Consider the following 10,456-nt stretch of genomic DNA (forward strand, 5'->3'; position numbering starts at 1 on the left):
AGGCGACCAAAGCCACACACCACTTCATCCGCAATCAAGAGTACATCGTATTTGTCGAGTACTTTGCGAATCGCCTGCCAGTACCCTGCTGGTGGTGGCACAATACCGCCAGTACCGAGCACTGGTTCCGCAATCATTGCTGCTACCGTTTCTGGGCCTTCTTCCAAGATCATCGCTTCGAGTTGATCTGCGCAATATTGAGAGAATTCAAGCTCAGACATACTCTCGTCTTCACGGCGATAATAATATGGCGCGATGGTGTGTTTGATACGCTCAAGTGGTAAATCAAAATGGGCGTGGAACAACGGTAAACCTGTCATTGAACCGGACGCGATACTTGAACCATGGTAGCCGCGGTCACGCGAAATGATTTTTTTCTTCTCTGGTAGACCACGAGCATTGTTGTAATACCACACCAACTTAAGTTGAGTTTCGTTCGCGTCGCTGCCTGACATGCCGTAGTAAACTTTGCTCATGCCTTCAGGCGCCATTTTGATGATGCGATCTGACAGTGTCACGAGCGCTTCGTTCGTATGACCGACGTAAGTGTGGTAGTACGCCAGTTCTTTGGCTTGCTCATAAATCGCATCGGCCATTTCGGTCCTGCCATAGCCAATGTTTACACAATACAACCCGGCAAAGCCGTCTATCAGCTCGATGCCTTCTGAATCGGTGATGCGTATTCCGCTTCCGCTCGAGATAATTCTTCCCGGAAGCTCCCCGGCCGCATACTGCTTCAGGTGGGTTGAGGCATGAAATACTCTCTGACGATCGATCTCTAAAAGTTGTTGGGTTTTGTTACTCATGATCCTTCTCCTCGAATAATTGGATATCCATATTTCGTGCCTCAACTGCCACTGACGGTTGGTAAAGCGCCTAAGCAGCAGTATTTGATTTCGCTGTATTCTTCAAATCCGTGACGGCTTCCCTCTCGTCCAAGACCAGACTGTTTCACGCCGCCGAATGGGATAGGGTGCCCTGTCATTTTGACGGAGTTCACGCTCACCATGCCAAACTCCAAACCGCGCATGCAGTGCCAAATTTGGTGAATATCGTGACCATAAACATAGGCAGCTAAGCCGTACTCAGTGTCGTTGCTCATTTCAATCACGGTATCTAAGTCTTGGTAAGGCAATACGCCTGCCACAGGACAAAAATTCTCTTCGCGATACACCGCCATTTCAGAGGTTACATCGGCTAGCAATGTCGGCGCGAAGAAGTTTTCGCCTGGTACGGGCTGGTGGTATCCCGCTACCAATCGCGCGCCTTTGTCGAGCGCGTCACGCACCAAATCATGCGCTTTATCCACCGCAGTGCGATTAATAAGCGGTCCCATGGTGGTTTTTTCGTCTAAGCCATTGCCCAAAACGATGTGGCTCATTTCTTTGGCAAACGCTTCCAAAAACGCTTCGTACTTATCGTCAGGGACGAAAATACGGTTTGCGGCCAAGCAGTCTTGTCCTGCGGTTTGAAACTTCGCATCCACGGCGGCTTTGGCTGCTTGCTCGACATCCATATCTGGCAGCACGATGAAAGGGGCGTTACCACCGAGCTCCATACTGCACTTCTTCACGGTTTGTGCCGCGTCGCGTAGCAACAGTTTGCCTACTCGAGTTGAGCCTGTGAACGAGAGCGCTTTGACTTTATCGGAGTGACACAAGGTTTGTGACACCATCACCGCATCGCCAGTGATCACGTTAAATACACCAGGTGGAAAGCCAGCTCGGTCTGCTAACTCTGCCAACGCTAACGCAGAAAAAGGCGTTTCACTGGCGGGCTTAATGAGCACCGGACAGCCTATTGCTAGTGCGGCTGCGGCTTTGCGTGTGATCATGGCATTAGGAAAGTTCCATGGCGTAATCAGTGCTGCGACACCAATTGGCTCGCGCACCGTTGATAGCTGTGCATTCGGAATATGACTTGGGATGGTTTCGCCATAACAGCGGCGTGCTTCTTCGGCAAACCAACGAACAAAGGATGCGCCGTAGTCAATCTCACCTACAGCATCACCTAGTGTTTTTCCTTGCTCCATCACCATCAAATGAGCAAGGTCTTGCTTTGATTCTAGAATCAGGTCATGCCAACGCATGAGAATTTCAGCGCGCTCTTCTGCTTGCATTTTTCGCCATTGACGAAAGGCTTGGTCGGCTTTATCAATCGCTTGATAGAGTTGTTGCTGAGATAGCTTAGTGATGTAACCGATGACCGTGCCATCTGCTGGATTATCCACCGGATGAAATTGATCACCACTTACCCATTTGCCATTCACGTACGCTAAACCTCTCACCAAACGTACGTCTTTCATTATCGCCATCATGTCGTGCGAGGCTTTTAATTCTTCAGCGTGTAAGCTGTGCAGTGCTGTCATGAGTCCTTCTCCCTGCATCGTTGTCCATAATGAAACTGTAATGGAGAAGTGACCGAAATAATTTCTGATACCGAGGTTTAAAACGTCAGAACTTTCTTTTTAGTGCCGTTAAATATGGTGTTTTTTCTGTTAACGCCTGATGCGCATTTTCCCTTTTATAACAAAGCGTTTTGGTTTACTTCGAATGTGCCCGCATCACGTTTGATTGTTTTTGTCACAATGTAAGTAAAGTAGCGCTCAATGCCCACATCTGAGTCTAACCAGTTGTCGATAAGCCGCTGATATTGGTCGATATCTTCTGACTGAATTTTAAGGATGTAATCGACACCACCGCCCGTGGCATAGCAATCAGTGACTTCTGGTGAATGTTGAACCAGTTGCTCGAAGCGTTTGAACGCTTGGGCGTTGTGTTCTTTGAGCGTAACTTCAACCATAACCGACGTTCGTTTGAACAAAATATCGGTATTTACTCTTGCTCCGTAGCCTTCAATGATGCCTGCTTCTTCCAGTTTTTTGACGCGCTCCCAGCAAGGGCTCACGGATAGGTTGATGGCCTCGGCAAGGTGAGATTTGGTGATACGACCATTATCATGAAGTATTTGTAGAATTTTTACGTCGTAGCGATCGAGGCGCATAATGAGTCTCCCTGTAGAATACTAATCATTTCATGAAAGGCTGATGACTGGTCGCTGTTATAAGGTGCTTTCCAGTTTGCTTCTGGTATGCCATTTGTTTTGATTTCTTTAGTTGGCTTTTCAATCAGCCTATCTCGCCGCAGTCTTCGGCTATAACTGCGATAGTGTCACCGATATTCACCATAGCAGGAAAACGACGCGCCGCGAAAATACCATTGCGCTGTGACTTGTACTCAACGGGGGCGGTACCTGTGCGCTCGGTCGAGAAGATTCTCACTAATACATCGCCCTTTTTGACGGTATCGCCAAGATCAAATAAGTATTCTGTGATGCCGTGGTGTTGGCTTTGCACATAACAACTTGCATCAGGCATATCTAATAATTTAGTTGGTTGGGTTGGTTGTTCGTAGTCACCGGGCAAGTTGCCTGAGAAGCGCAAGAAGTTGCGAATGCCACGGTCGGAATAAGCGATGGTTTCTGGAGTGCTGGTTCCGCCTCCTCTTAGTTCGGTGGTAACAAAGATTTTTCCCTGAGACTCCACGGCAGTGTCATACAGGCTGGTGGCGTCCATTTCGAGCAAGATCATGGTGTAAGGTGCGCCAAACAGTTTTGCACCTAATATGCAGGCTTCTTCTTGATCGAGATTGTCGAGACGATGGGCAGCGGCGAACGGAACGATATCTAACGTTTTACCACCTGAGTGAATGTCTAACGCAAAATCGCACTTAGGAAATAGGTAACGAGTAAAATAATCCGCAATTTTCTCGGTCACTGTGCCTATGGGGTTGCCGGGAAAGCTGCGATTTAAATTCCCCTTATCGATAAACGACGTACGTGAGGCATTTTGTACCGCAGGTAAGTTCATCATGGGTACAATAATGACACGACCTTGGATTTGATCTGCCTGAAGCGAGTTCGTCAATTTTAGCAGGCTGGTGATGCCTTCGTATTCGTCTCCGTGATTACCGCCAGTAAGCAGTGCGGTTGGTCCGTGACCATTTTTGATCACGGTGATAGGTATCATAATACTTCCCCAAGCGGAGTCGTCATGTGAATAGGGCAGCGTTAAAAAGCCGTGCTGTACACCTTCTCGGTCAAAGTCTATGGTGGCTGTGATCGAGCTTTTTTGCATATCAAGTCCTTTTAGTTCTCAGACCTGGCTCAACAGAGCTTAAGGTTTGAAAAATTAGTGTTTAACAAATAAGTGGCGTGGAAAGTCACACAGCGTTTTTGCTCCATCATGGGTAATGACGATACTTTCCGTTGTTTCTAACCCCCAATCTTTGAACCACAGCCCCGGCATAAAATGGAATGTCATGCCTTCTCTCAAGATGGTTTTATCGGTGTCTCGCAAACTCATGGTTCGTTCCCCCCAATCTGGCGGGTAGCTCAAACCTATTGGATAGCCACAACGGGCGCCTTCGCGTGAGAATCCCGCTTTATCGAGAACCTGGTTTAGTGCATTGGCGATGTCGGCGCAGGTATTTCCGGGCTTTGCCACTTTTAGGCCTGCTTCAAGTCCTAAAGTTAGGGCTTCGTCGGCTCGTTTGAACTTGTCGTCAGGCTCGCCAAGAAAAATAGTGCGTGAGAGTGGGCAATGGTAACGTCGGTGCGCCCCTGCGATTTCAAAAAACGTCCCTTCGCCTTTCTTGAAGGGTCTGTCATCCCAAGTCAGGTGAGGTGCGGAAGCATCAGAACCTGATGGCAAAAGCGGCACAATCGCGGTGTAATCGCCAAAGTGGTCTTCATGCCCGAGCACGGCTTGGCGGTTAATCTCGGCAACAAGGTGGTGTTTCGGTAATCCTGGTTCAATCATGTCGAACGCGACGCGGTGCATATTTTCAACAATGCGAGCGGCACGGTACATGTACGCCAGTTCTTGATCGGATTTAACGGCGCGGCACCAGTTGACTAGTCCGGTTGCATCGAGAAGTTGAGCATTCGGTAGGTGCGTAGTGAGTGATTCGTAAGCGGTGGCGCTAAAGTAATAGTTATCTTTTTCTACGCCGATACGACCACGATCCCAAAGGCGCGGAGCCAGTACGGCTTCGACTAGGAAATCCATCGGGTGTAACGGCGGGTTCATTACATAATGGTCTGGATAGTAGGTAATGTTTTCTGCCGACATATACGCAGTCCTGTATGCTCCGTTGGCATCTTGGCAGCGTCCAAACCAAACAGGTTCATCAGATGGACCAACAACGACACATTGTGGCACGTAAAAAGACCACCCATCATAGCCTGTCAGCCACGCCATGTTAGAAGGGTCATGAATGATAAGGACATCCAATTCTCTTTCTTCCATCGATTGCCGAACTTTCGTTAACCGATCCTGGAACTCATCCAGTGTAAAATGCAAAGCAACGCCTCTCATATTTTCTCCTTGTTAGAAATCCGACGCCTTATGGGCCTTCGGAGACGCTGAGGTATTTCTACCTTCTACCAGCTAGCCAGATCTGCGTTAAAAATGATTGCAATTTACCTCTGGGGTTGTATTTGGATTGAACGATGCTGTTTAACATGTTTGTTTAACCCATACATTTCATGTCAATCATTACAATTGTGGTTTATTTTTGTGCATTTCACCTCGTTTTGTGAGTTAAAGTTCGCCATTTGTTAAACGGAAGTTACAATGAGCGTTAAAAATGAATCAATTAAAATATTGTGTCATGACAATTTCTTTGAACCCGATCATTCGGCCAGGCACCGCTAAATACATCTCCATTGGTAACTATCTTGTCGAATGTGTCCGCAGTGGTTATCTAAAACCGGGGACTCGATTACCCACACATCGTGAGTTTGCAGAGCAAATTGGCGTCAGCGTACAAACGGTGAGCCATGCATATGGTTATGCAGAGAAAAAAGGGGCGATCGAGTCTTGGGTTGGGAATGGTACTTTTGTCAAATCAGGTTTTGTGGATGAAAGTACGGACACGGAGTTCATGCTGACACAAGAGATGAAAGAAACGCCGGATGAAATTGATATGTCGATTGCACATCCAGTGGTGACCGATCGCCACATTACGCTTTTTAATCAGGCGTTAATGGAGATTGCTGGGCAAACAAACAATCGTGGTTTGATCAGTAAAGCAAAGCCGGTAACAGGTCAGCCTCATCATATTGAGTCAGGAGCACGATTTCTAAGTAGCCAAGGGTTGGATGTGGGTGCCGATCAAATATTACTCACAAATGGCGCATGCCATGGTTTAACGTTGGCTTTAAGCACAGTTGTTGAACACGGCGATTTAGTTGCTTGTGGTCACTTGGTTGATCATGGCTTGATCTCTCGCTCGAGAATGCTTGGATTTAAGTTGCAACCACTTGAAATGGATGAGTTTGGTATAACGCCGGATGCATTTGAATGGGCATGTAAACACAAACCAATCAAGGTATTGTGTTGCACACCGAGCATGGCTAACCCGACTAGTGCGCATATGGATGTTGAACGCCGAGAGGCGATAGCGAATATTGCGCAGCAATACGACATCTATGTAATTGAAGATGACGTGTATGGAGCACTAGAACCTAACCGTGTCCCACCCCTTGCCACATTGTTACCCGAACAAGCTTTCTATGTCACCAGTTTAACCAAAGTTGTAGCGCCAGGCATGCGCACTGGCTATCTGACGGTCCCACGTCATTTTTTGCAGCACGCGATTGGTCGTTTAGCGGCAACGAGTTGGTCTGCGACTCCATTACCATTTGAAGTTGCTCATTTGTGGATCGAAAACGGTACGTTAAATCGACTTATTCGCTTTCAAGTCAATGAGTTTGCCAAGCGGCAGCGAATAGCAAAAGCCGCTTTAGAAGGGCATGTTTATAGCTCGCACCCGAATGGACAGCACATTTGGTTGAGACTACCCGAGCAGTGGAATAGCGATGATCTGGTTGCTTCGGCTAAGCGTTCAGGGGTGCAGATCACTGGATATAAACCGTTTGTTCTCGATACTAATCAGCCAATGCCTTACGTGCGAATCAGCTTGGGAGCAGAAACAAACCGAGGCTACATCAAACACGGGTTATCTGTGATTGCTGAAATTCTCGATACCAACCCTCCCACCTCACACTTTTTGGTTTGAACGATAGGTTATTTATGCTTTTAACTGATGGGCTTAAACGTTTGTAACTGAGTTTTTTCTTGTCGCCATTGCCTTGGCGATTTTCCCGTCCAGCGACGAAAGTGGCGGCTGAAGACCGCAGTTTCTGCATAGCCCAGTTGCAACGCGATATCGGTAATACTCTGAATATTCTCATGCAATCGCTGTTCGGCGAAATCCTGACGCACTTGTTGTAAAAGCTGCCGATAATTTGTGCCCGTTGTTTCAGCTTGTTTTGCAGCATTCTCGGATGCAGGTCCAACGCTCTTGCAACGCGCTCAACGCTGCATTCTCCGGTTGAGAGCAGACGGCCAATCATGTTTGCTGCTTGGTCACTGAGATTGTTGGGGTAACGGGTTTGCAGCTCTTTGAGGTGCTGTTGAAAATGGCGCTCTAGTGCGTCTTCATCTTGGTGGTTCTTAGCGTTAAGCAGAGTCGCTTTAAGTAGGATACCGTCAAACTTATCACCGAAACGCAGTTTGTTCTGCTGGGCAAACTTGCTTTTTTCTACTTCCAATGTTGCGTGTTGAGTCAAATGTAGCGCGAAGTGACTTGCTTCAATATCAAGTAAGCTCGCAACAAACATCGCCAGATGCGACACACTGAGCTGCATCAACTGCGCGATACCTCGTTCGCTGTGCACATCAATATTGAGCGACAACCGTACCCAATCATCTTGTGGCGTCATGTTGAGAGTTACCCCTGACGAATGTAGATAGAGAAAATCATTCACCCGCGCCAAGGCATCACCAACCGTTTCCGCGCGAGAAACCAGCATTGGTAAGTCCCCCAAGCTTTGTAGGTTTTTACGCTCAGCGAGTAACGCACCAAACAACGGTTGCTGACAACGAGCAGCCGCTTCTTCCAGTAATTCAGCCAACCTAGGGTAGGCGAGATAGGTATCGGGATCGCGAAACTGCGCGGCAGACAGGCCAACAGCGGCCATTATCTCTTGCGGATTCTGACCTAATTCTGAAACCAAGCTATCAAATTTATCAGCAGCGCCACTTCGTACGATATACATGTCTCGATTTTAAAATGTTAACAGGTTGTAAATCGCAATATATCAAATTTACTTCGTAAAAGGTCAAGTGAGTGCCAGTGAGTTGATCTAAGTTACATTTCGATAACAACAACGCATGGATGAGAAGCTGTATGGAACTTATCAATAAAACTGCCATCGTGACTGGCGCTGCGGGTGGAATTGGGCAAGCTATTATTGCAAAGCTAAGAGAGCAAGGAGCCAAAGTGCTTGCTGTCGATATTTCAGAGCAATCACTGCAAATGTACGCAAGTTTTGCCCCTAAGCAGTTGGAAACCTTTGTTGCGGACGTCACCGATTACCAACAAGTCGAAGCCATGGTGAAGTACGCGGTCGAACTATTTGGCTCACTTGACATCATGGTCAACAACGCGGGCATCGGTGCACCGAAACCTCTGCTTGACCACGATCCAGTTGCCGATTTTGAGCCGATCTCAAAGGTCAATCAAAACGGTGTCTACTACGGTATTCTCGCCTCTGGAAGACAATTCCAAGCGCAAGGGACACCGGGCGTGATCCTCAATACCTCTTCCATTTACGCCCAAATGGCCTCCGAGATGACGTTTACCTACAACGTCAGTAAAGCCGCAGTCGATATGATGACCAAATGCGCCGCTTTAGAGTTAGCGCCTCTGGATATTCGTGTGTGTGCCGTCGCTCCGGGACGTGTCGATACTCCGATGTTAAGGCAATACGAAGAGATCGGCTTGTGGAACCACATCCGCAAAGAACAGATGCGCCAAAACTTCACGCAACCAGAAGAGATTGCCAACGTGGTAGCGTTTCTTGTCAGCGAGAAAGCCAACTGTATCAACGGCTGCACCATTAGCGCATCTGACGGTTTCGAGAATTTTAAGTACCCGCTCATGGGATAGATGGAATAGGCGAGCACGCCAAATTACAGCAATAGTGAGGATGTAAGTTATGTCATTACCAGAAGTTATTCAGCATCAAGATTTCCTATTAACTCTTAATACTAATGAAGAGTCGATCATTAAAGACGCGCTACCGGGTGTTGATGTTTACCCGCTGTTTCTTGACCCAGAAAATGGTACGTGGGTGATTCGCGCCAAGTTCAAACCGGGTATCACTCTGCCTAAGCAATTCCACACTGGCGTGGTGCATTTCTATACGCTGAGTGGCGCTTGGCACTACATTGAGTACCCAGATCAAGTCCAAACCGCTGGTAGCTACTTATATGAGCCAGGTGGTTCGATTCATACCTTTCACTGTCCAGAAGAGTCGGGTGGTGCAGATGGCTTTATGGTGATCCAAGGTGCGAACATTAACTTTGACGAAGAGGGTAACTTCATCAACATTATGGATGCAGGTTGGATTGAGCAAGTTGTTATTGCAACAGCGAAAGCACAAGGCTTCACCGCGCGCTACATCAAACCGGGTGCGATTGCTGGCCTGAGTGATGATCTTGCGGAGTAACCCCATGCAACAGATGAACAGTATCATAATGCAGGATGGTAGTGTCCGCCTGAAGCAAGTCGAAATCCCCAAACCCGCTTCGGGACAAGTGTTGGTTCGCAGTCTCGCCTGTGGCATTTGTGGCTCCGACCTTCACATTACTCGACACGCGGATGAGGTATTTGATGTATTCCACCAGCTCGGGTTGATGCCTGATGAAGCCGGTGAGCACGCTCAAGTGATGTTGGGGCATGAGTTCTGCGCGGAAATTATCGAATACGGTGCCGATACGCAGCAAACGTTGTCCGTTGGTAGCCGAGTCACCTCAGTACCGATGTTGCTCAGCCAAAATGGCGCGGGCGTTGGTGTTACTCCGGGTACTTATGGCGCTTACTCTGAGTACTTCCTGCTTGATGAAGCGTTATTGCTACCTGTCCCAGACGGAATGCCATCTGAGGCGGCGGCACTGACTGAGCCACTAGCGGTCGGTTTGCACGCGGTCAATCGCAGTGAAATCGAAACGGAAGAAACCGCGCTGGTTGTCGGTTGCGGTCCTATAGGGCTGGCTGTGATTGCTGCACTGAAACAACGTGGCGTCAGCAATATTCTTGCGGTCGATCTTCAGGAAGAGAAGTTGCTACTTGCTAGTGAGTTTGGCGCAAATCGATTGATCAACCCGACCAAGGAAGACGAGATCGCCGTTGGTGAGCAGTACGCGATGAATTCACGTCTGGTCATTTATGAGTGTGTGGGCAAGCATACATTAATTGACGATTTTATGCGCCGCGCCCCTGCCCGAGCGCGAATCGTCATCTCGGGTATCCATACGACACCCGCAATCATTAACTACGCTTACGCGACGGTAAAAGAGCTCGACTTGAGATTCTCTTACTACTAC

At 48.0% G+C, this 10,456-nt stretch carries 9 protein-coding genes and 1 pseudogene; 4 read left to right on the top strand and 6 right to left on the bottom strand.

The window, feature by feature from the left end; translation table 11 throughout:
- The 5 genes from IQR33_RS32065 to doeA all read right to left on the bottom strand — a co-directional run.
- The coding region (locus tag IQR33_RS32065; protein ID WP_228013708.1) for an aminotransferase class III-fold pyridoxal phosphate-dependent enzyme at positions 1–806 on the bottom strand (806 nt) is incomplete at its 3' end.
- A gap of 41 nt (positions 807–847) precedes the next feature.
- On the bottom strand, positions 848–2,368 hold the full coding sequence (locus IQR33_RS01630) for an NAD-dependent succinate-semialdehyde dehydrogenase (RefSeq protein ID WP_054576151.1): 1,521 nt from the start codon (positions 2,366–2,368) through the stop codon (positions 848–850).
- A 155-nt stretch (positions 2,369–2,523) separates the two neighbouring features.
- Positions 2,524–3,003 carry an Lrp/AsnC family transcriptional regulator gene (locus tag IQR33_RS01635; RefSeq protein ID WP_054576150.1) on the bottom strand — a complete coding sequence of 160 codons (480 nt, stop codon included), beginning with the start codon at positions 3,001–3,003 and terminating at the stop codon, positions 2,524–2,526.
- Between the two features lie 124 nt (positions 3,004–3,127).
- Positions 3,128–4,135: a N(2)-acetyl-L-2,4-diaminobutanoate deacetylase DoeB gene (doeB, locus tag IQR33_RS01640; protein WP_193837910.1), complete on the bottom strand. Its 1,008-nt coding sequence runs from the start codon at positions 4,133–4,135 to the stop codon at positions 3,128–3,130.
- 54 nt (positions 4,136–4,189) lie between these two features.
- Positions 4,190–5,377, bottom strand: coding sequence for an ectoine hydrolase DoeA (gene doeA / locus IQR33_RS01645; protein WP_005373780.1), 1,188 nt, complete (start codon positions 5,375–5,377; stop codon positions 4,190–4,192).
- A gap of 271 nt (positions 5,378–5,648) precedes the next feature.
- Between doeA and IQR33_RS01650 the strand changes: the two genes are divergently transcribed.
- On the top strand, positions 5,649–7,082 hold the full coding sequence (locus tag IQR33_RS01650) for a PLP-dependent aminotransferase family protein (RefSeq protein ID WP_080996739.1): 1,434 nt from the start codon (positions 5,649–5,651) through the stop codon (positions 7,080–7,082).
- A 20-nt stretch (positions 7,083–7,102) separates the two neighbouring features.
- Here the strand turns inward: IQR33_RS01650 and IQR33_RS01655 are convergent.
- Positions 7,103–8,124 (bottom strand): annotated as a pseudogene (locus IQR33_RS01655) (helix-turn-helix domain-containing protein).
- Between the two features lie 131 nt (positions 8,125–8,255).
- Here IQR33_RS01655 and IQR33_RS01660 point away from each other — a divergent pair.
- The 3 genes from IQR33_RS01660 to IQR33_RS01670 all read left to right on the top strand — a co-directional run.
- Positions 8,256–9,017, top strand: a complete 762-nt coding sequence (locus IQR33_RS01660; protein WP_193837911.1) for an SDR family NAD(P)-dependent oxidoreductase — start codon at positions 8,256–8,258, stop codon at positions 9,015–9,017.
- 49 nt (positions 9,018–9,066) lie between these two features.
- Positions 9,067–9,579: a 2,4'-dihydroxyacetophenone dioxygenase family protein gene (locus IQR33_RS01665; protein ID WP_193837912.1), complete on the top strand. Its 513-nt coding sequence runs from the start codon at positions 9,067–9,069 to the stop codon at positions 9,577–9,579.
- A gap of 4 nt (positions 9,580–9,583) precedes the next feature.
- A partial coding sequence (locus tag IQR33_RS01670; protein ID WP_228013709.1) for a zinc-binding dehydrogenase occupies positions 9,584–10,456 on the top strand: 873 nt, incomplete at its 3' end.

It is taken from the genome of Vibrio sp. OPT46, from assembly GCF_015163535.1.
In the GTDB taxonomy this organism is placed as follows: domain Bacteria; phylum Pseudomonadota; class Gammaproteobacteria; order Enterobacterales; family Vibrionaceae; genus Vibrio; species Vibrio alginolyticus.

Excerpts from the sequence above, each read along its gene's own strand:
- IQR33_RS01630 (WP_054576151.1), bottom strand. The coding sequence starts at position 2,368 with ATGACAGCACTGCACAGCTTACACGCTGAAGAATTAAAAGCCTCGCAC.
- IQR33_RS01665 (WP_193837912.1), top strand. The coding sequence starts at position 9,067 with ATGTCATTACCAGAAGTTATTCAGCATCAAGATTTCCTATTAACTCTT.
- IQR33_RS01650 (WP_080996739.1), top strand. The coding sequence starts at position 5,649 with ATGAATCAATTAAAATATTGTGTCATGACAATTTCTTTGAACCCGATC.
- doeB (WP_193837910.1), bottom strand. The coding sequence starts at position 4,135 with ATGCAAAAAAGCTCGATCACAGCCACCATAGACTTTGACCGAGAAGGT.
- doeA (WP_005373780.1), bottom strand. The coding sequence starts at position 5,377 with ATGAGAGGCGTTGCTTTGCATTTTACACTGGATGAGTTCCAGGATCGG.
- IQR33_RS01635 (WP_054576150.1), bottom strand. The coding sequence starts at position 3,003 with ATGCGCCTCGATCGCTACGACGTAAAAATTCTACAAATACTTCATGAT.
- IQR33_RS01660 (WP_193837911.1), top strand. The coding sequence starts at position 8,256 with ATGGAACTTATCAATAAAACTGCCATCGTGACTGGCGCTGCGGGTGGA.